This window comes from Ilumatobacter sp., from assembly GCF_030065885.1.
Lineage (GTDB): Bacteria > Actinomycetota > Acidimicrobiia > Acidimicrobiales > Ilumatobacteraceae > Ilumatobacter.
This window is the reverse complement of record NZ_JASJCS010000065.1, coordinates 16,577-35,415: the sequence shown is the minus strand read 5'-3', so window position 1 is coordinate 35,415 and position 18,839 is coordinate 16,577. Positions and strand designations below refer to the sequence as shown.

General features: G+C 69.6%; 18 protein-coding genes and 1 pseudogene. 6 read left to right on the top strand and 13 right to left on the bottom strand.

The window, feature by feature from the left end; genetic code table 11:
- Positions 1-680, bottom strand: a pseudogene (locus QNJ12_RS14455) (hypothetical protein); the annotation flags it as partial.
- Positions 680-2,131, bottom strand: coding sequence for an amidase (locus QNJ12_RS14450; RefSeq protein WP_300623527.1), 1,452 nt, complete (start codon positions 2,129-2,131; stop codon positions 680-682). The gene QNJ12_RS14450 and the pseudogene QNJ12_RS14455, both read right to left, overlap by 1 nt.
- An 88-nt stretch (positions 2,132-2,219) precedes the next feature.
- Here QNJ12_RS14450 and QNJ12_RS14445 point away from each other — a divergent pair, with 88 nt between their 5' ends.
- Both QNJ12_RS14445 and QNJ12_RS14440 read left to right on the top strand, forming a co-directional pair.
- Positions 2,220-2,645, top strand: coding sequence for a pyridoxamine 5'-phosphate oxidase family protein (locus QNJ12_RS14445; protein ID WP_300623526.1), 426 nt, complete (start codon positions 2,220-2,222; stop codon positions 2,643-2,645).
- Positions 2,646-2,696: 51 nt separating this feature from the next.
- Positions 2,697-3,131: a nitroreductase family deazaflavin-dependent oxidoreductase gene (locus QNJ12_RS14440; RefSeq protein ID WP_300623525.1), complete on the top strand. Its 435-nt coding sequence runs from the start codon at positions 2,697-2,699 to the stop codon at positions 3,129-3,131.
- A 7-nt stretch (positions 3,132-3,138) separates the two neighbouring features.
- Here the strand turns inward: QNJ12_RS14440 and QNJ12_RS14435 are convergent, their stop codons facing one another.
- The gene (locus tag QNJ12_RS14435) at positions 3,139-4,119 is read right to left on the bottom strand and encodes an LLM class F420-dependent oxidoreductase (protein WP_300623524.1); all 981 of its coding nucleotides are present in this window, start codon (positions 4,117-4,119) and stop codon (positions 3,139-3,141) included.
- A gap of 130 nt (positions 4,120-4,249) precedes the next feature.
- Positions 4,250-4,738: a hypothetical protein gene (locus tag QNJ12_RS14430; RefSeq protein ID WP_300623523.1), complete on the bottom strand. Its 489-nt coding sequence runs from the start codon at positions 4,736-4,738 to the stop codon at positions 4,250-4,252.
- Positions 4,739-4,856: 118 nt separating this feature from the next.
- Here QNJ12_RS14430 and QNJ12_RS14425 point away from each other — a divergent pair, with 118 nt between their 5' ends.
- Both QNJ12_RS14425 and QNJ12_RS14420 read left to right on the top strand, forming a co-directional pair.
- Entirely contained in the window at positions 4,857-9,185 is a 4,329-nt protein-coding gene (locus tag QNJ12_RS14425; RefSeq protein WP_300623522.1) for a BTAD domain-containing putative transcriptional regulator, read from the top strand.
- 64 nt (positions 9,186-9,249) lie between these two features.
- Positions 9,250-9,759 (top strand): hypothetical protein, encoded by a 510-nt coding sequence (locus QNJ12_RS14420; RefSeq protein ID WP_300623521.1) that lies wholly within the window; start codon positions 9,250-9,252, stop codon positions 9,757-9,759.
- 74 nt (positions 9,760-9,833) lie between these two features.
- On the opposite strand, the gene QNJ12_RS14415 is transcribed toward QNJ12_RS14420, so the two are convergent.
- From QNJ12_RS14415 to QNJ12_RS14375, 9 genes are all read right to left on the bottom strand, one after another.
- A complete protein-coding gene (locus tag QNJ12_RS14415; RefSeq protein WP_300623520.1) occupies positions 9,834-9,968 on the bottom strand; it encodes a hypothetical protein in 135 nt (44 codons plus the stop codon).
- 55 nt (positions 9,969-10,023) lie between these two features.
- On the bottom strand, positions 10,024-10,869 hold the full coding sequence (locus tag QNJ12_RS14410; RefSeq protein ID WP_300623519.1) for a TauD/TfdA family dioxygenase: 846 nt from the start codon (positions 10,867-10,869) through the stop codon (positions 10,024-10,026).
- Positions 10,866-12,128 (bottom strand): MFS transporter, encoded by a 1,263-nt coding sequence (locus QNJ12_RS14405; RefSeq protein ID WP_300623518.1) that lies wholly within the window; start codon positions 12,126-12,128, stop codon positions 10,866-10,868. Before QNJ12_RS14405 ends, QNJ12_RS14410 begins: the two co-directional genes overlap by 4 nt.
- Positions 12,125-12,604, bottom strand: a complete 480-nt coding sequence (locus tag QNJ12_RS14400; RefSeq protein ID WP_300623516.1) for a MarR family transcriptional regulator — start codon at positions 12,602-12,604, stop codon at positions 12,125-12,127. Before QNJ12_RS14400 ends, QNJ12_RS14405 begins: the two co-directional genes overlap by 4 nt.
- 175 nt (positions 12,605-12,779) lie before the next feature.
- Complete coding sequence (locus tag QNJ12_RS14395) at positions 12,780-13,340, bottom strand: DsrE/DsrF/DrsH-like family protein (protein WP_300623514.1); 561 nt, start codon at positions 13,338-13,340, stop codon at positions 12,780-12,782.
- 25 nt (positions 13,341-13,365) lie between these two features.
- Positions 13,366-13,683, bottom strand: coding sequence for a TusE/DsrC/DsvC family sulfur relay protein (locus tag QNJ12_RS14390; protein WP_300623513.1), 318 nt, complete (start codon positions 13,681-13,683; stop codon positions 13,366-13,368).
- A complete protein-coding gene (locus tag QNJ12_RS14385) occupies positions 13,680-14,429 on the bottom strand; it encodes a DUF1641 domain-containing protein (RefSeq protein ID WP_300623512.1) in 750 nt (249 codons plus the stop codon). Before QNJ12_RS14385 ends, QNJ12_RS14390 begins: the two co-directional genes overlap by 4 nt.
- Positions 14,426-15,670 carry an FAD/NAD(P)-binding oxidoreductase gene (locus tag QNJ12_RS14380; protein ID WP_300623511.1) on the bottom strand — a complete coding sequence of 415 codons (1,245 nt, stop codon included), beginning with the start codon at positions 15,668-15,670 and terminating at the stop codon, positions 14,426-14,428. Before QNJ12_RS14380 ends, QNJ12_RS14385 begins: the two co-directional genes overlap by 4 nt.
- Positions 15,667-16,440 (bottom strand): PocR ligand-binding domain-containing protein, encoded by a 774-nt coding sequence (locus QNJ12_RS14375; protein WP_300623510.1) that lies wholly within the window; start codon positions 16,438-16,440, stop codon positions 15,667-15,669. Before QNJ12_RS14375 ends, QNJ12_RS14380 begins: the two co-directional genes overlap by 4 nt.
- A gap of 424 nt (positions 16,441-16,864) precedes the next feature.
- On the opposite strand from QNJ12_RS14375, the gene QNJ12_RS14370 reads away from it, so the two are divergent.
- Both QNJ12_RS14370 and QNJ12_RS14365 read left to right on the top strand, forming a co-directional pair.
- Positions 16,865-17,971: a 4Fe-4S dicluster domain-containing protein gene (locus QNJ12_RS14370; RefSeq protein WP_300623509.1), complete on the top strand. Its 1,107-nt coding sequence runs from the start codon at positions 16,865-16,867 to the stop codon at positions 17,969-17,971.
- Positions 17,968-18,831, top strand: a complete 864-nt coding sequence (locus tag QNJ12_RS14365) for an FAD/NAD(P)-binding protein (RefSeq protein ID WP_300623507.1) — start codon at positions 17,968-17,970, stop codon at positions 18,829-18,831. The genes QNJ12_RS14370 and QNJ12_RS14365 overlap by 4 nt, the downstream gene beginning before the upstream one ends.
- Positions 18,832-18,839 lie beyond the last annotated feature (8 nt).

The window sequence follows — 18,839 nt, the reverse complement described above, 5'->3', positions numbered from 1 at the left end:
GGCTCGTCGCCGACCCGGGTCCAGAACACGTGCAGCGTGTCGGCGCGACGGAGCAGCGCGCAGTGCCGGAAGTCGGCGTCGAACAGCATCGGCCCGGACTCCCACGCACGGAGATCGGAACTGCGGTACACGATGCCCGGCATCGACATCGCCAACCACGTGTCGCCGTATCGCTCGGGCACGATGCGCAGGTAGGGGAAGGCGACGAGCGGTTCGTACACCTCGAACGCGAGGCCGTTGCGTGATGACGCGATCCGGGTGCGCTGTGATCCGTCGTCGCAGAGACCGTGGAACGCCATCCAGATCGTCTGCGAGGCGTCGTCGACGACGACGTCGGGTGAGGCGATGTGCGGTGTGAAGTGGGCGTCGTAGCCCTCGGCCTCGATCGCCGCTGCCTGGATCGGCGAGCGGATCTCGATCCCCTGCGGTGTCTCGACCGGGAAGCGGGAATCGCCGAGGTGGAGTGCGCCCGCCTCGTGGAGCCGGTACGGCCCGGTGATCTCATCGGCGATTGCGAGCTTGATCGAGCTGCCCTTGTGGTCGGCGAAGTAGAGGTAGAAGCGACCGAGCGGCTCGTCGACCCAGCTGGGCACCCGGATCAGCGCCGGTCCGTTGATGTTCGTGCCCGCCGCCGGATGGCTGTCGGGCGTGATCAGCGGGCCGTGACGCTCGACCCTCATCAGGCCGGCGAGTCGGCGGCCGGTGGTGTGCGCTGCGCCCAGGCATGCGCCGCCTCGAGTTGGCTCGCGACCCGGATCAGGAGGTCCTCGCGCCCGTACGCGGCGACGAGCTGCACGCCGATGGGGAGGCCGGCGTCGTTCCAGTGCAGCGGCACGTTGATCGCCGGTTGACCGCTGACGTTGAACGGTGGCGTGAACGGCACCCATGCCGCTGCTCGTCGCATGCCCGCCATCGGGTCGCCGTCGACCGGATCGTGCTCGCCGATCCGAACCGGCGGCTCGGCCAGCGTCGGCGTGAGCAGCAGGTCGAAGCCGTCGGCCCACCACTGCTGGGTGGCACGGCGGAACTCGGCCGTGGCGGCCAACGCCTTGGCGTGGTCGACGCCGGACACCTTGTGGGCGAACTGCGCCTGCGCCCAGTTGACCGGCTCGACCTCGTGCTCGACGAGCGGGCGGCCGATCGCCTCGCCGTACGCCTCGAGGCCGACGGCCATGTTGGTCGACCAGATCGCCATGAAGCGCTGCGTGAACGACTCGTCGGCGAGCGGCGCCGGGAAGCCGGGCTCGACGGAGTGCCCGAGCGCCTCGAGCATCGACGCCGTCGTGCGCACCGCTGCGACGCAGTCGTCGTGGACGGCGCCGCCCCGTGGATGGTGGTCGAGCAAGCCGATCCGCAGGCGACCGGGGTCGGCGCCGATCTCGTCGATGTACGGTCGGCTCGGTGGCGGCGCGATGACGGTGTCGCCGACCCCTGGCCCGTGCACGGCGTCGAGCAGCGCCGCCGTGTCGCGCACGCTGCGGCTCACGCAGAGCTCGACGCCGAGGCCCGACTCGGTGCGGTAGGGCCCGACGGTGATGCGCCCCTGCGACGTCTTCAGGCCGATCAGCCCGCAGCACGCCGCGGGAATCCGGATCGAGCCCCCGCCGTCGGACGCGTGCGCGATCGGCACCATGCCGGCCGCGACCGCGGCTGCCGCACCGCCGCTCGAACCACCCGGGACTCGGTCGGTGTCCCACGGGTTGCGGGTGGGGCCGTAGGCGACCGGCTCGGTCACGGGCACGCTGCCGAGCTCGGGGCTGTTCGTACGGCCGAGCGTCACGAGCCCCGCGTCGCGGAAGCGCGACACGATCGTCGTGTCGGCCGGCGAGACGGGCTGCGCATCGCGCAGCGCCACGTTGCCGTTGCTCAGCACCTGCCCCTCGTACGCGGCCCACAGGTCCTTCAGCAAGAAGGGCACACCGCGGAACGGCCCATCGGGGAGGTCGCCGCGCACCGCGAGGTCGCGGGCGTGATCGAACCACCGGATGACGACGGCGTTGATCGGTCCGTCGAGCGCCTCGATCCGCTCGATGGCCGCCTCGACCAATTCGGCGACCGATGCCTGACCACCGGCGACCAACGCTGCCTGATCGGTGGCGTCCATCCAGCGGGTGTCGTCGGCGAGGCTCATCGCCCGGTTCTACCAGGCGGCGGTCGGCCTCCTCCCGCCGGAGATCGGCCCCTGGCCGGCCCGTCGACGGGGCGCGAGACTGCCTGACATGAGCGACCTCGACATGACCATCGACGAGCGCGAGGCATTCCTCGCGGACGTGCACATCGGCATCCTCTCGATCGCCCGTGACGGCAAGGGACCGCTGGCGCTTCCGATCTGGTACCAGTACGAGGACGGCGAGGTCAGCATCGGGATGGACGGCAACTCGGTGAAGGCGAAGCTGTTGCGTGCGGCCGGGCGGGCGTCGATGACGGTGCAGACCGAGACGCCGCCCTACCAGTACGTCATGGTCGAAGGCCCGGTCACCGTCGAGCACGAGGATCGCGACATCTTGAAGATGGCGACGCGCTATCTCGGCGACGAGATGGGCGCATGGTACGCCGAGAACAACCCGACGACCGAGAGCTCGGTCACGGCGCGCCTCCGGCCCGAGCGCTGGCTGACCTGTGACTTCGGGAAGATGATGACGTGACGGTCACGAGGCGGCGGTGGGGTGCGGCAACCGCACCCCTAGCGTGACCACATGGCAACGAAGGAACGGCCGCGTTGGCTGATGCGCTTCATCTGGAAGTCGCACAAGCTCGTCTGGAACGCGTCGGGCGGGCGGCTCGGCACCAAGGTGCTCGGCATGCCGGTGCTCGAGCTGATCACCACGGGCCACAAGTCGGGCGAACCGCGTTCGATCCTCATCTCCTACGTCGAGACCCCTGCCGGCCCGGCGATCGCCGGCACCAATGCCGGCAAGGACACCGACCCGGCATGGGTGCGCAATCTCCGTGCCGACCCGGCGGCCAGGGTCCGCCAGGGTGGGACGACGCGGGATGTCACCGCGTCGTTCCTCGACGGCGACGAACACGGCGCTGCCTGGCAGCAGTTCGTCGACGCAGCCGACGACTACGCCGGCTACGCCGGGATGCTGACGCGCCCGATCCCGATCGTCCGCCTCCACGACGCCTGACCGCGCGTCACCCCGCGATCAAGGGGGCCAACGTCCGGCCGAGCAGTTCCACGCGGCCCTCGATGTGGCCGTTGGCCGGCATGTTGATCGTGAAGCCGTCGATGCCAGGCTGCAGCATGGCGGCGAACTGCTCGCCGACCGTGTCGGGGTCGCCCCACGTGAAGTTCGACATCCAGACCTGCTGCTCCTCGTCGGACATGTCGTCGATCGGCAGTCCTCGCATCCTGAGGTAGGCGAACATCTCGGCCTTGGCCTCGTCGGCGGTCGGGGCGATACAGGCGGACTTCTGCCACGACACCGTCAGCTCGGACCGATCGCGACCCAGCGCCTCGCAGTGGCCGGCGAGCGCCTCGAGCTTGCGGTCGATCTCGTTCGGCGCGCAGATGATGTTCGACTCGTCGGCGTACTGGGCGACCATCCGCAGCGTCTTCTTCTCGCCGCCACCGCCGATCATCACGGGGATGCGCGACACGGGCTGCGGCTCGTTGATGGCCTCGGTCATCGCGTAGTGCTTGCCGTCGAGCGAGGGGCGCTCGCCGCGCAACATCGGGATGATGATCTGCAACGCCTCTTCGAGCTTCTCGAACCGATCGGTGAACGTGCCGAACTCGATGCCGAACGCGTTGTGCTCGAGCTCGAACCAGCCCGCACCGATGCCGAGCTGGGCGCGGCCGCCGGAGACGATGTCGAGCGTCGTGAGCGTCTTGGCCAGCACAGCGGGATTGCGGTACGTGTTGCCGGTCACGAGCGCGCTGAGCTTGACGTTGCTCGTCTCGCGGGCGAGCGCCGAGAGCAGCGAGTAGCACTCGAGCATGTAATCGTGCGGTTCGCCGAGCATCGGCAATTGGTAGAAGTGATCCATCACCAGCAGCGTGTCGAAGCCGGACGAGTCGGCCTCGCGGGCCTGCCGTGCGACGACGTCGAACAGCCCGTCGGGCCCGACGTCGGGGTAGGTGAAGTTGGGGATCTGGTAGCCGAGGCGGGTCATGGGTCCATTCGAGCACGGATCGGTGCCGCTCGTCGCCTCGGCGCTGGCGAGGAGGACGCAGGTCACACGGTGCGAACGCCCGCCCGGCCCAGCGGCCCGGTGGTCCCGCCCGACCGCCGGGCGTGGATCGCTAGCTCGCCGGCTGGCGGATGCAGCGCAGGTCGAAGTCGTCGACGAACGTCGTCAGCTCGCCGTCGAGCACTCTGACCTGGAAGCGGTAGGACGCCTTGAACTTCCCGCCGTCCTCGCCCGTGTGCACGCTGTTGCCGATCTCGTGCAGCACGACGTGCTGATCGTCGTCGGAGATGTTGCCGACCAGCGTGCTGTAGTGCTGGTCCTTCGATGTGTAGCCGTCGTCGCCCGTGAACTGGGACGACCACTTCATCGTGAGGTGGCTCCACGTGTCGGTGTAGAACGCCTCGATCGAGGGCAACGCGAAGATGTCGAGCTCACCCACGTTGCGGACGTTGGCGACCTCCTCGGTGCACGGGTTCCACATCTCGAAGGTGTAGTCGAACGGGACGACATCGCGCTTCTCCACAGGGTCGGCCGATGCTGACGCCGCCGGCACGGCCAGGAGCAGTGCCGCCAACGCAGTCGGAATCAGTGCTCGTCGCATGGTGTACCTCCTTTGATCACCTGGAGGATCCCGCGTGGCGGTTGCAGCTCGACTGCAACGCCGGGCAGCCGCCCGGCGCTCCCTACCCACCACGACGGCGCGTCCGTATGCTGAAGGTATGGAGATCCGGGTCCTCGGCCCGGTTGAAGTCCGCGACCACGACCACGCGCTCCGGCTGGGCGGCTTCCGGCAGCGGCTCGTGCTCGCTGTCTTGTTGCTCCAGCCCGATCGAGCAGTGACGACCGACTGGCTCGTCGACGCCGTGTGGGGAGAAGCGCCGCCGAGAACGGCCCGCAAGACGCTCCAGGTCTACGTCTCCCGACTGCGCGGCCTGCTCGGAGCCGACGCCGTCGAGGCCACCGACGCGGGCTACGTGCTCCGGGTCGATCCCGACGACCTCGACTCGCGGCGGTTCGAGCGCCTCGCGGACGAAGGGCATCGGCTGCTCGCCACCGATCCGTCCTCCGCGGCCGGTGTATTGCGCCGCGCACTGTCGCTGTGGCGGGGCATGCCATGGGGTGAGCTCGGGGAGGCGCCGGCGCTGCGGCCCGAGGCCGAGCGGCTGCTCGAGCGGCGTCTCGACGCCTTGGCCGACCGCATCACGGCGGATGTCGAGACGGGTCACGCGGCGCGAGTGATCGGTGAGCTCGAAGGTCTCGTCGAGGAGCACCCGTGGCGAGAGGGCTTCCGCGCCCAGCTCATGCTGGCGCTCTACCGAGCCGGGCGGCAGTCGGATGCGCTGCAGGTCTACCAGGCGACTCGCCGACTCCTCGGCGACGAGCTCGGCATCGAGCCCTCCGACGAGCTGCGCGAGCTCGACGCGAAGATCGTGCGTCACGACCCGAGCCTCGCCGCTCCGACCGAGGTCGAGCTCCAGGACTGGGTCACGGCCCGCAACCCGTACAAGGGCCTCCGCCCGTTTCGCTACGAGGACCGCGCCGACTTCTTCGGGCGCGCACGTCTCGTCGATGAGCTGGTGGAGCAGGTCCAGCACCGGCGGTTCGTTGCCGTCGTCGGGGCCAGCGGCAGCGGCAAGTCCAGCGCGGTCCTGGCCGGACTGATCACGCGCCTACCGGCCGATCGTTGGGTCGTCGCCACGATGGTGCCCGGCCGGGATCCTCGCGCAGCGGCCCAAACCGCCCTCGATGCCCTCCAACCCCGCGGAGCGTCCGCCCTCCCCGCACCGAGGTGTGACGGCCTCGATCTGGTGCGCGCCGCCCAGGCGGTGTCGCCCGACGATGGCCGTCGCCTGCTGCTGGTGATCGACCAGCTCGAGGAGCTGTTCCATCACGTGACCGACGATGCAGCCCGCCGGCGCTTCGTGCGCGACCTCGTGGAGCTGGTCGAGGACCCTGCAGCACCCGTGACCGTGCTCGTCGTGTTGCGAGCCAGCTACCTCGACCGGGCGCTACAGCTCCCCGGGCTCGGCGAGCAGGTCAGCGCCGCCATGGTCGGCGTCCGGCCGCTGGAGGCAACCGAGCTCGAGGCTGCGGCCCGCCGACCGGCGGAACGGGTCGGCGCACGCATGGAACCCGAGCTGATCGCCGAGCTGGTGGGCGACATGGTCGACCAGCCGGGCGCGCTGCCGCTCTTCCAATACGTCCTCACCGAGCTCTTCGAGGAACGGACCGGTCCGGTGCTCGGCCGTGCCGCGTACCAGCGGCTCGGCGGGCTCGGCGGCGCGCTCATCCGACGGGCGGAGGACACCTACGGCGCGCTCGACTCCGACGGGAGAGCGATTGCGCATCAAGTGTTCATGCGGTTGGTCACCGTCGACGCGTCGATGGCTGCCAGCCGCCGGCGTGTCGACCGCACATCGCTCGAATCGTTGGACCCCACCGGCCAGCGCGTGGACGCGGTCCTCGATGCGTTCGACGCTGCTCGCCTGCTCACGTTCGACCGCAACCCGGTGACCGGCGAGGCGACGGTCGAGGTCGCCCACGAAGCCCTACTTGCGGAGTGGCCTCGGATGTGTGCGTGGGTCGACGCCGCACGCGACGACCTGCGGCTGCACGGTGCGCTCGTCGCCGCGGTCGACGAGTGGGAGCGTTCCGGCCGCCGGCCCGACTACCTCCTGACGGGCTCCCGACTCGACGTCTACGAGGGCTGGAGCCCGACGACCGGTCTCGAGCTCACCGAACCGGAGGCGGCGTTCGTCTCGGCGAGCACCTCCCGACGCACCGAGGAGCGAGCCCGCGAGGAGGAGCGTCGCGCCACCGCGCTGCGCCTGGAGCGGCGCTCGGTGCGCCGGTTGCGGGCACTGGTGGTCGTCGTCTCCGTCGCCGCGCTCGTCGCGGCAGGTCTGACCGTGTTCGCCGTCGATCGCAGCCGTGAGGCGGCGGCGAGCGAGCGAGAGACGCGGGCCCGCGGGCTGGCGAACGCCTCGCGGATCAGCCTCGAGACCGACTCGGAGCTTGCGATCCTCCTGGCACTGGAGGCCATCGACGTCACGCAGACGGCCGACGGCGTGGTGCTGCGCGAGGCCGAAGAGGCGCTCCACGCGGCGCTGCACGCTCACCGGCTGTTCGCAACGGCCCCAGGCGCATACGACGTCGCCGTGCTCCCCGACGGGCGCGTCCTCAGTGGTGGCGATCGAGCCCGACTCTGGGATCCCGCCACGGGCGATCAGCTCGAGCTCCGGTCGCAGCGGATCATGTCGGTCGCGTCCAGTCCGGACGGCTCCCTGCTGGCGACCGGTGGCGAATCCGGGTCACTCGCTCTCTGGGACGCCACCACCGCCGAGCAGGTTCGGACGTTCACCCGAAACGGCCGGCCCGCCCACGATCGCTTCATCCGCGACGTCGTCTTCAGCAGCGATGGCTCGTTGCTGGCATCCGCGTCCGGCGATCTGTCGGTTCGGGTCTGGGATGTTGCGACGGGTGAAGAGGTTCGATCGGTCGAGCGTCCGGACGGGGCGATGTGGGACGTGCTGGGGGACACACCGCAACTCGCGTTCCATCCCGACGGCACACGGCTCGCGATCACCGGGTTCCGCGACGAGGCAGCCCGGATCCTGGACATCGCGACCGGCGAGTGGGCGTCGTCACTCCCCAGTCCCGATGTGCCCGCTCGAGCAGTCCAGTACGTCGATCGGGGAAGCCGCCTCGTCACGGCCGCGACCTACGACAGCATCGGCGTCTGGGATGGTGCGACCGAGAGCCTCCTGTTCTCGGTGCCGATGGAGCAGGAGAACCTCCGGCTCGCCTACGTCGCGGTCTCGCCGGACGGCAGCAAGCTCGCGATCACGAGCGATGACGCCGCCATCAGGCTCTTCGAGCTCGGGGTCACTGCGGCGCGGCCGACGACGACGTTGATCGCGCCGAGGTTCGTCGCGGGGATCGACTTCGGTCCCGACGGGAACACCCTCGCGAGCGCGACGGAGCACCAGGTGCAGCTGTGGAGCGTCGCGTCGGGCGGTCGGGGGGAGATCGCTGCGCTATCCGCCCAGGGTTCGATGACGGCGTTCAGCCCCGACGGCTCCCGGCTCGCCCGGAGGCGGGACGGTGACATCGTGATCGTCGACACGACCGACTGGGAACCGCTCGCCGTCCTCGACCATCCAGGGTCGTCGAGCGGCGACCTCGGCCCGACCGGCCTCGCCTGGAGCTCCGACGGCGAACGGATCGTCACCAGCTTCAGCGGTGGGGAGCCGATGGTCGGACCCGGAGCCGTCCTGCTGTGGGACGCCGTCACCGGGAGGCTCGAGGCGACGCTCAGCCGAGCCTGGCAACCGCAAGGCGACGTGGCGTTCAGCGCCAACGACCGGGTCGCGGCTGCGATCTGCCAGCGGAGTGCGACCGACGACACGTTCGAGCAGGCGGCGCGGGTCTGGCATGCCGGCTCCGGCGAGGAGCTCTTCGCAGTGCCGCTCGAGGACTGCGCAGACGCCGTCGACCTCGACCCGGAAGGTCGTCTGCTCGTCGTCCAGGTCGAAGGACGTGAGGAGGCGCAGGTCTGGGACATCGACAGGGGCGAGCGCATCGGCACGGTCGATCACAATCCGGGCTCGGGTGGGGCGGCCCGCTTCAGCCCCGACGGGCAGCGCCTGCTCACTGCGGGAATGGATGGGACGGCGAGGGTCTGGGACATCGCCACGTTCGAACAGCTCGTGGTCCTGGAGGGCCACACCGGCTCGGCGACCGAGGCCGTCTGGGGCCGTGACGGCACCACCATCGTCACCGGCGGCGCGGACGGGACCGTTCGGATCTGGGACGCAGCCACCGGTGAGGTGCGTCTGGTCCTCGACGCCCACCGAGGGGCCGTCATGGGACTCTCGATCAACCCCGATGAGACGTGGTTGGCGACGTCCGGTGCCGACGGCGCTGTCTACGTCTGGGCGCTCGCGCTCGACGACCTGATCGACCTGGCCGGGGCCCGGCTGAGCCGGACGTTGACCGACGCGGAGTGTGTCACGTACCACGTCGAGCCCTGTTCGGCGGCTTCGTGAGGCCTGCAGCCGGCCTGCAACCGACGCGGCGGATGCTCACGGTGAAGCGGATGAAGGAGGAGGCATGCGGAAGCTCACGGTTCCCACCGCCACGCTCGCACTCGTGCTTGCGGCGTGCTCATCGGGGGCCGAACCACTGGCGTTCGACCTCTCCCGCCCGATGCAACCCCCGCCCGTGCTGTTCACGATCTCGGGAGAGGCTGCCGACGAGGGCGTCGTCTGCTCGAACGGCACCGTCGACGACACCGGCCTCGAGGACATGAGCGGCAACCTGATCGACCTGGCGGCGTGGGCGCAGATGTTCGACGCCGCGATGGAGACCGGCTCGGTCGCCGAGGCGACGAGCGTCTTGAACGTCGAGTGCGCCGACGGCTCGGGATCACTCACGATCACCGAACACGTTCGCTTCGACTTCGGCGTGCTCGACGTCGAGACGATGGGGTCGGGCCGCGTCGAGAACGGGACGTGGACGCTCGAAGGAACGGGCGACTACGAAGACTTGACCGGCTCGGGCGAGCTCTTCACCGACTACGACGAAGGCCAGATCCACACGATCGGTGAGATCGAAGCCTGACTCCACTCCGGCCGAAACATCGAGGCCCCGAGGCGATCCCGGGGCCTCGACGCGCCAGCGGTCGCATTCGGCCATCAGAGCACCCAGATCGTCCAGAACGTCGCTGCGATGACTGCGACGACGGCCAGCCCCGCCATGCTCCAGCTCAGCCAACCGGCGCGGCGGCCTGGCGCCCGCTCACGTCGACCGGTCGGCCCCGAGCTCCTCATGAGTCGAGCGTCCGCCATCGCGACCGCACGATGGCTGCAGGCCCCGTCAGGCGGTTCAGACCGGGCGGTCGCCCTTGATCGTGATCCGCCGCATGTGACGTCGATGGCCGGCGTAGTCGTGGAGGGCGTAGTGCTGGACGCTGCGGTTGTCCCACATCGCGACCGAGCCGGGCTCCCAGGCGAACCGACAGGTGAACGCCTCGCGCGTGGCGTGGCGGAAGAGCAGGTCGAGCAGCGCCCGCGACTCGAACGGGTGCATCCCTGTGATGCCGATCGTGAACGCTCGGTTGACGTAGAGGCCCTTGCGGCCCGACTCGGGGTGGGTGCGCACGACCGGGTGCTCGACGGTGCGCGCCGCGAGTTCCTCGTTCTTGGTGTCCATCGCCTTCGACTTGGTCGAGTAGCCACCGGCGCCGTACTGCGGGCCGGCGGAATGGACGGCGGCGAGCCCGTCGAGCAGCTCCTTCATCGTGTCCGAGAGCGAGTCGTACGCGGCGTGCTGGTCGGCGAACAGCGTGTCGCCGCCAGACGGCGGCACCTCGACCGCGTAGAGGATCGAACCGAGGTCGGGCTCGTCGAGGAACGTGACGTCGGTGTGCCAGCCGCCACCGAAGTTGACGGTGTCGTCGGGCTCGGTGACGATCTCGAGCACCTCGGGATGGTCGTCGCGACCATCGACGAACGGGTGCTCGTCGAGCTCGCCGAAGCGGCGGCCGAACGTCATCTGCTGCTCGGGGGTGAGCGACTGGTCGCGGAAGAACAGCACGTGGTGCTCGACGAACGCTCGCCGGATCGATGCGATCGTGCCGTCCGGGAGGTCGGCGGCGAGATCGACGCCCGCGACGTGGGCGCCGAGCACGCCCGATGCCGGCGTGACCGAGAGCGACGGTGGTCGCCTCACGAGCCGCCCCCGACGGCACCCGGCACGGCCGGCGCAGCGACCGGTGCGGCACCGGCGCGACGGGACCGTACGACGAAGGCGTGCAGCACACCCACCATCACGATCGAGGTCGCACCCATCAGCACCAGAGTCTGCCGGAGCCCGATGGCATCGGCGAGCGCGCCGAGCGGCGCGGCGAAGATCCCGAACGCCGAGAAGCCGAACATGAGCAACGATTGGACGCGGCCGTGGTACTCGTCCTCGGCGCGCAGCAGCACGAGCGAGTTGTTGAGCGCCTGGAACGCAGCGTTCGCAGCGCCGGCGAGGAACACCACGACGAGCGCCCAGCCGATGGCCGGCGCCACCCCGAGGGCGACGACGGTTCCGCCGAACAGAAGCGCCACCACGAACACAGCGTGGTCGGCGAGGTGTTCGGTGCCCGCCCGGGCGATCAGGAGCGACGAGACCACGGCGCCCACCGCACCGGCCGCGCTCAGCGCGCCCAGCCATCCGGGGCCCGACGAGAACACGTCGTCGACGAGCGACGGGAGGAAGGCGACGTACGGGAACGCGGTGGCGACCACGACGATGCCCATCAGCACCGGCCACAACACGTTGGGATGCGCGCGGACGTAGCGCAGGCCCTCGGTCATGTCGCCGAACGGCGACGAGGGCGCACGGTCGGCGGCCGGCAGGCCGGGAGGCAGCCGCCACGTGAGCCAGATGCCGATCGTCAGCAGCGTGGCGACGACGACGTACACCGCGTCGGCACCCAGGGTGGCGATGCCGAGCAATGCACCGGCGATCGACGGGCCGAGCACGCGCGTGCCGTTCATCGACACCTGGGCGAGCAGGATCGCGTTGCTGAGCCGGTCGCGCCCGACCAGCTCGGCCGAGAACGCCATACGGGTCGGCGCGATCAGCGCGAAGGCCGCACCCTGGAACACCGACGACACGACGAGCATCCAGAACTCGAGCCGGTCGGTCAGCAGCATGGCGAGCACCGAGACCGCCGACAGCCACAGCAACCCGGTCGCGAAGATCATCACGCTGCGCTTGCCGAACCGGTCGGCCGCCACGCCGCCGACCGGCGTGAGGAGCAGCATCGGCACGCCCATGCCGAGCAGGGTGAGGCCGAGGGCGCTGTTCTTCCCGGTCAGGTCGAACGCGAGGAAGCCGCGGGCGATCCCCTGCATGGGTACGGCGCCGAACGAGCAGAGGCCGGCGATCCACAGCCGCCGGTAGTCGGGCACCCGCAACGAGGCGAACGTGTCGGTCACGCCGAGAGCTCCTCACGGTCGACCCGCAACACGTCGCCGATGGCCGCCGCCAGCTCGGGAAGCAGCCGCACCAGGTCGGCGCGGTCGCCGGGCTCGAACCGGTCGAGCACCTCGGAGACGAACGTCAACCGACGCTCGATCAGCGCCGCCCGAACTCGGTCGCCCTCATCGGTGAGCCACACCCTCATGTAGCGCCCGTTGACCGGGTCGCGCCCGCGCTCGGCGAGACCCTTGCGGATCAGGCGATCGACGGCGCGGGTCGCGGTGGAGGCTTCGACCTGCAACCCGTCCGCGATCTCGTGCATCCGCCCGTGCTCGGACCAGGCGATCTGGTCGAGCGTGTCGATCTCGCTGGCCTCGAGCGGCCGGCCGGCGTCGAGCGACGCGAAGGCCGTCAACCAGCGCGCCCGGCGCAGATCCCGCCAGGCGAGCCCGAACGCCACCGCCTCGGCCCTGGCTGCGTCGTCGAGCTGCACATTTGCACTCTACAAGTGTCTACTCCGAACACGTGCAGGCGCACTCCCGTTGGCGAGCGCCTCACCGTCATCGACCACGCGACCGCCCAGCATGCCGGCCCGGGAACGCGCTCCCGCGGCGGCGGCGAGCTCGGTCAGGCGAGGCGAGCGGCTTGGCCGCGACCCGAAGCCCGATCTAGACGAAGATCACCTGTGCGCCCTCGGACAGCTCGATGAACTGGGTGACGTTGATGATGTCGGTCACGCCGTCGAAGAGGTCGTCCTCGTCGAGGTCCATCATGTCGACCGACATCTGGCAGGCCCAGAGGTTGGCGCCCATGTCGGTGAGCATCTCGAGGAACTCGGGGATCTCGGGGACGTCGAGATCGGCGATCTGCTTCTTCATCATCTTGGTCGCCATGCCGGTCATGCCCGGCAGGCCACCGAGGCCCTGTGGCATGTGCTTCTCGGACAGCTTGCCGAGACCCGGTGGCATGTGCATCGCCGGGTTGCCGAGGGGCGTGAAGTGCAGGTCGTCCATCGTCTTCTTGTTGATCATGTCCATGCCCCAGAAGGTGAAGAAGATGTGGGTCTCGATCCCCTCACCGAGTGCGCCGTTCGCCATGATCAGCGCGGGGTAGGCCATGTCGAGGCTGCCCTTCGAGCAGATGAAGCAGATCTTGCGATCGCTGTCCCCGTCGTCGAAGTCGGGCACCAACGGGGTGTCGGTGGTGGGCGTGGTGTCGGTTGCGGTCATGGTCACTCCTTCTCGATCGTTCCGGTCAGACGCAGCCCTTGGGCTTGGGCAGCCCGGCGATGTACGCCATCTTCTTGGCGGGCTTCTTGGGGAACAGCGCGAACAGCTGCTTGGTCGGGATGCCGCCGACCTTGGTGACACGGCGCAACGTCGCCGTCTCGCCCTGCTCGGCGTAGTCGTCGCGCAGGAACCGGATCGCGGCCCAGTGGTCGTCGGTCATGTCGTCGATGCCGATCGCGGCGGCCAGGCTGCTGCCGAGCTCCTCGTTCCATTCGTCGTACTCGGTCATGAAGCCCTCGTCGTCGACGTGGACGTCGTGGCCGGCGATGGTGGTGGTACTCACGGTTGGTCTCCTTCGTGAAGTGCGGGGGCGGGGGCGGATTCGGTGGACGTGTCGATCGAGACGGCCTTGAGCGTGTGGAGCGCCCGGGCCATCCCGCGTCGGACGTCGGGGTCGCGGGTCTGCTTGGCGAGCTGCCAGAAGCTCGGCGGCTCGGCCGGCTCGAGCTCGACGGCGCGTTGCTCGGCCTTGACGGCCTCGACCATGCGGCCGAGCAGGGCGAGCATCTCGGGCTGCGTGATCTCGCGGACGGTCTCGAGGATCGTCACGATGTTGTCGCCGAGCTGCTCGAGGTCGTCCTCGTCGAAGTTGGCCACGACACGGTCGGCGATGCCGGCGGCGGCACCGGCGAACGCGAAGTAGCCCTTGCGTTCGGCCTCGGCCAGCCGTTCGGTCACCAGCGCCATCGCGTCGGTGCCGAGCGGCGCAGCATCGTCGACGAACTCGGCGATCTGGCTGATGGCGACCAGCGCACGTTCGAGCGTCGGCGCGACCTCGACGAACCGGCGGAGCAGTCGCACCGTGTCGGCGAGGTCGGCGATCTGTGACAGCGACTCGAGCTCTCGGGTGGCCACCGCCAGCGCGTCCTCCGAGACCCGGGCGAAGTCGGCCGTGAAGTCGTCGATCGCCTCGCGCTGGCGGCGACGGTGCTCGGCATCGGCGGTGAGGACGGCGATCTGTTCGGTTAGGACGTCGAGCTTCTGCTCGAGCGTCGCGACCCGATCGACCGGCATGTCGGTGACGCTCACGACGACACCTCCACCGGCATCCGCTTGCCCGCCATGGTCATCTGCGACTCGAGGGGCAGGTCACGCCCAGGCAGCAGCATGTTCCAGTAGGTCCACTTGAACATCAACTTGCCCCAGTGGTTGGCCTCGGTCTCCTTGAGCAGCGAGAACGGGCCGATGCCGGGCAGCGGGTACTTGCCGGGCAGCGGCTCGACGTCGTAGTTGAAGTCGATCAGCAGACCCTTGCCGTGCCCGGTCTCGATGAAGCAGTTGGCATGGCCGTCGAACTCGCCCGTCATCGGGCGGCCCTTGATGTGTTGGAGGAAGTTGTCGACGAAGACCTCGACGGCGAAGTGGGCGACGGAGCCGGCCTTCGAGGTCGGGATGTTCGAGGCATCGCCGAGGGCGAAGATGTTGTCGTGGTCGACGGACAGGAACGTGTGCTTGTCGACCTCGACGTGGTTGAGCTCGTCGCCGAGGCCCGAGCGTTCGACGAAGTCGGCACCCATGTTGACGGGCACCGCGACGAGCAGGTCGTACGGCACTTCGCGCTCGTCGTAGCTGACGAGCACGTTTCGCTCGGTGTCGGCCTCCATCGTCATGAAGTCGGTCTCGAGCACGATGTTGCGGTCGTCGAGCAACGTGCCGAGGTGCTTCGCCGCCACCGGCTTCGTGAACGCCCCGTCGAGCGGCGTCGCGTACACCAGCTCGACCTGGTCGCGCATGCCGCGGTCGGTGAAGAACGCGTCGGCGAGGAAGAGGAACTCGAGCGGGGCGACCGGGCACTTGATCGGCATCTCGACGACGTTGACGACGAGACGGCCGCCTTCCCAGTCGGCGAGCGTGTCGCCGAGCTGCCGTGCGCCCTCGAGCGTGTAGAAGTCGTGGATCGTCGTGCCGTACTCGTCGCTGTCGAACCCGTCGGTCTCGCCGCGGCGCGGGTGCGTGCCGGTCGCGATGACGAGCTGGTCGTACGACAGCCGGGTGCCGTCGCCGAGCACGACGACGTTCGCGTCCGGCTCGACGAGGTCGACCTCGCCGAACACGACGTCGACGCCGTCGGTGATGAGCGGTGCGGTCGGCTTGACGACCTCGCCCGGCTCGTAGATGCCGAACGGGATGAAGAGGTACCCGGGCTGGTAGTGGTGTTCGGGCTTGGCGTCGACGATCGTGATCGCCCAGTCGTCGTCGAGCCGCTCGCGCAGCTTGTTGACGACCATCGTGCCGGCCGTGCCGGCGCCGAGGACGAGCAGTCGCTTCATGATGGATTCCCTTCTGGGGCGATGCTCGGCAGCGCCGAGATCGCATCGGACGTCGGAGGGTGCTGGCACCGTGCGGATGCCAGCTGGGAGATCAGGTCGCCGAACTGCGGCAGGAGCCGGAGCGTCCACCGCCGTTGCTCGGCCGTGAGGTCGTAGGTCTCGTCGAGGTGATCGAGCAGCAGGTTCGGATCGACACCGATCTCGTCGGCCACGTCGTCGATGAACCGGTCCGAGGGCGGCCAGCCCGGGGGCGTCACGCCGCCGACGACGAGCATGCCGACGGGCTTCAGGTCGACCCAGACGAAGACGCGGGCGCAGAGGAACCCGAGGTGCGACGGCACGAACCGGGGGGCGACGTTCGGATCCTCGGCGAACTGGCGCCATCCGGTCAGGCACACCTCCGCCGCGCCGGGCTGCTCGGCGAACGCCGAGTAGAACCCGCACTTGTTCGCCACCGTCGTGATGGCGCGGCCCTGCATGTCCGTGACCACGGCCATCAGGCCGAAGAGGTCGCCGAGCAGGTCGGCGATGGACTGCGCGGCGTCGGGTGCGACCAGATGTTCGAGCGATGGCGGCGGCGCATCGGCGCCACTCGGAGCCGGGCCGGGCGTGGTCAGCCCGAACTGCTCGGCGATGCGATCGGCGGCGAACCGCCACTGGCGCCCGACCTTGATGCCGGGCAGGCGGCCGTCCTCGGCCATCCGATACACGGTCGACTTGTCGACGTGGATCAGCTCCTGCACGTCCCTGGTGGTGAGGAAGTTGGTCATCGTCGTCTCGAATGCCGCTTGTTGCCTACTCCTGCATCGTGCGCCTTTCCACGCACCCCGAATAGGGCCACAAGTCCCGGCGTGAGTGGTCACTGATGCCTCTCATGCATCTGATGCATCTCATGCACCCGCGAGCGTCCGGCCGGGCGGCCGCGACGGGCACCCCAGGGCGGGCCGACGTCGTGTGGACCACCGATCGGGACCAAAGGCCGTACCAATGTCGGGCGCGAAAGCGCACCATGAAGGGGGTTTCCCTCGCCCGGACAACCAACGAGGCGGCTCGTCCAGGCCGTCGGCGGGACGGCCGCTTCCTCATGCCGCGCGTAGGAGGAGGAGCCGACGTGAGCGCCTGCAGCAACCGAAACGCCGCCCCCGAGAGGACGGCACGGCCGACGGTGGTTCGCCTGCCGGGACGGAGGCCGTCGTGACCGCCGTCAACCTCGACCTCGCCGAGCTCATCCGAGAGCTCGAGGCACGCGGCTACAAGACGTTCGGTCCTCGGATCCGTGACGGTGCCATCGTGCACGATCGCATCGAGTCGGCCGACGACCTGCCGGTCGGTTGGACCGACGAGCAAGCCGGCGGCCACTACCGACTCGTCGCCCGCAACGACCCGGCCCGGTTCGGGTACGCCGTCGGACCGCAGTCCTGGAAGGAGCTCCTGCATCCCGCCCGCTCGAAGGTCTGGGAGATGCGGCGCGATGCCGACGGTGCCGTCCAGGTCGAGATGACCACCCACGAGACGGTCAAGCGCGCCTTCGTCGGGGTCAGGCCGTGCGAGCTCGCGGCGATCAGCCGGCAGGACCACGTCCTGCTCGACGGGCGGCATCCCGACCCGGCCTACGCCGCGAACCGCGCCGACGTCATGCTGATCGCGGTCAACTGTGGCGACCCGGCGGCGACCTGCTTCTGCACGTCGATGGGCACCGGCCCGGCGGCGCGAGCGGGCTACGACGTCCTGATCACCGAGCTCGTCGACGGCCACGAGGCGCGGTACCTGGCCGAGCCGGGCTCCGACGCCGGTGAGGAGTTCCTCGACGCGCTGACGACCGAGCCCGCGACGGAGCAGGACCGGAGCGCCGCCCGGGACGTGATCGAGGCCGCTGCCGAGCGGATCACGAAGCGGCTCGAGACCGACGGAGTCCGCGACGTGCTGTTCGACCGACTCGACAGCCCGCGCTGGGAGGCGATCGGCGAACGCTGCCTGACGTGCGGCAACTGCACGCTCGTGTGCCCGACCTGCTTCTGCACCGACCTCGTCGACGTCGGCGACCTGTCCGGGACGACCACCGAGCGGTGGCGGCTCTGGGACACGTGCTTCAGCCTCGAGTTCTCGCACCTCGGGCCCGGTCCGCACCGTGCGTCACCGGCCGCCCGCTACCGCCAGTGGATGACCCACAAGCTGGCGGGCTGGCTCGACCAGTTCGGCGAGTCCGGGTGTGTCGGCTGCGGACGCTGCATCACCTGGTGCCCGGTCGGGATCGACATCACCGACGAGGCGGCTGCGTTCCGCGAGGAGGTCATGGCATGAGGGCGCTCGCCGAGCATCCGATCACACCGGACATCTCACCGTTGCTCGTGCCCCGGCCGTACCGGGTCGTCGGCAAGCGCGACGAGGCGATCGACACCGTCACGCTGTCGGTCGTGCCGGTCGACGGACCGCTTCCCACGTTCGAGCCCGCGCAGGTCGGCATGCTCGGGGCATTCGGCATCGGCGAGGCTGCGATCTCGATCAGCTCGTCGGTGGCGGACCGGCGCCATCACGACTACACGATCCGCCGCGCCGGGCCGATCACGAACGCCCTCGTCGACACGCCGATCGGCGGTCAGATCACCGTGCGGGGGCCGTTCGGCAACGTCTGGCCGATCGACGAGGTCGACACCCCGGATCTCGCGATCGTCGCTGGTGGCCTCGGCATCGCCCCGCTCCGGGCGCTGATCGACCGCGTGATCTCGACGCTCGATCGATTCGAACGGGTCGCGATCGTCTACGGGGCGAGGACGCCCGGCGACCTCGCGTACCGGTCGGACCTGGCGGCGTGGGCCGAGACCGACGCCACCGTCGCGCTGAGCGTCGACGAGGCCGACGCGTCGTGGGACGGATCGGTCGGTGTCGTGACCGAGCTGCTCGGTGACGACGGCGTCGACCTCGACTGGGCGAACACCACGGCGTTCGTCTGCGGTCCCGACGTCATGATGCACTTCACGGCCGAACGACTCATGCGCCTCGGGGTGCCGGCCGCCCGGATCTGGCTGACGACCGAACGCAACATGCAATGCGGCAACGGGCTGTGCGGGCACTGCCAGCTCGGCCCCTTCATCGTGTGCCGCGACGGACCGGTCGTGAACTACGAGCGGATCGGTCCGTTCCATCGAGTGAGGGAATTGTGAGGTGAATC

Excerpts from the sequence above, each read along its gene's own strand:
- QNJ12_RS14450 (WP_300623527.1), bottom strand. The coding sequence starts at position 2,131 with ATGAGCCTCGCCGACGACACCCGCTGGATGGACGCCACCGATCAGGCA.
- QNJ12_RS14445 (WP_300623526.1), top strand. The coding sequence starts at position 2,220 with ATGAGCGACCTCGACATGACCATCGACGAGCGCGAGGCATTCCTCGCG.
- QNJ12_RS14440 (WP_300623525.1), top strand. The coding sequence starts at position 2,697 with ATGGCAACGAAGGAACGGCCGCGTTGGCTGATGCGCTTCATCTGGAAG.
- QNJ12_RS14435 (WP_300623524.1), bottom strand. The coding sequence starts at position 4,119 with ATGACCCGCCTCGGCTACCAGATCCCCAACTTCACCTACCCCGACGTC.
- QNJ12_RS14430 (WP_300623523.1), bottom strand. The coding sequence starts at position 4,738 with ATGCGACGAGCACTGATTCCGACTGCGTTGGCGGCACTGCTCCTGGCC.
- QNJ12_RS14425 (WP_300623522.1), top strand. The coding sequence starts at position 4,857 with ATGGAGATCCGGGTCCTCGGCCCGGTTGAAGTCCGCGACCACGACCAC.
- QNJ12_RS14420 (WP_300623521.1), top strand. The coding sequence starts at position 9,250 with ATGCGGAAGCTCACGGTTCCCACCGCCACGCTCGCACTCGTGCTTGCG.
- QNJ12_RS14415 (WP_300623520.1), bottom strand. The coding sequence starts at position 9,968 with ATGAGGAGCTCGGGGCCGACCGGTCGACGTGAGCGGGCGCCAGGCCGC.
- QNJ12_RS14395 (WP_300623514.1), bottom strand. The coding sequence starts at position 13,340 with ATGACCGCAACCGACACCACGCCCACCACCGACACCCCGTTGGTGCCC.
- QNJ12_RS14380 (WP_300623511.1), bottom strand. The coding sequence starts at position 15,670 with ATGAAGCGACTGCTCGTCCTCGGCGCCGGCACGGCCGGCACGATGGTC.
- QNJ12_RS14375 (WP_300623510.1), bottom strand. The coding sequence starts at position 16,440 with ATGACCAACTTCCTCACCACCAGGGACGTGCAGGAGCTGATCCACGTC.
- QNJ12_RS14365 (WP_300623507.1), top strand. The coding sequence starts at position 17,968 with ATGAGGGCGCTCGCCGAGCATCCGATCACACCGGACATCTCACCGTTG.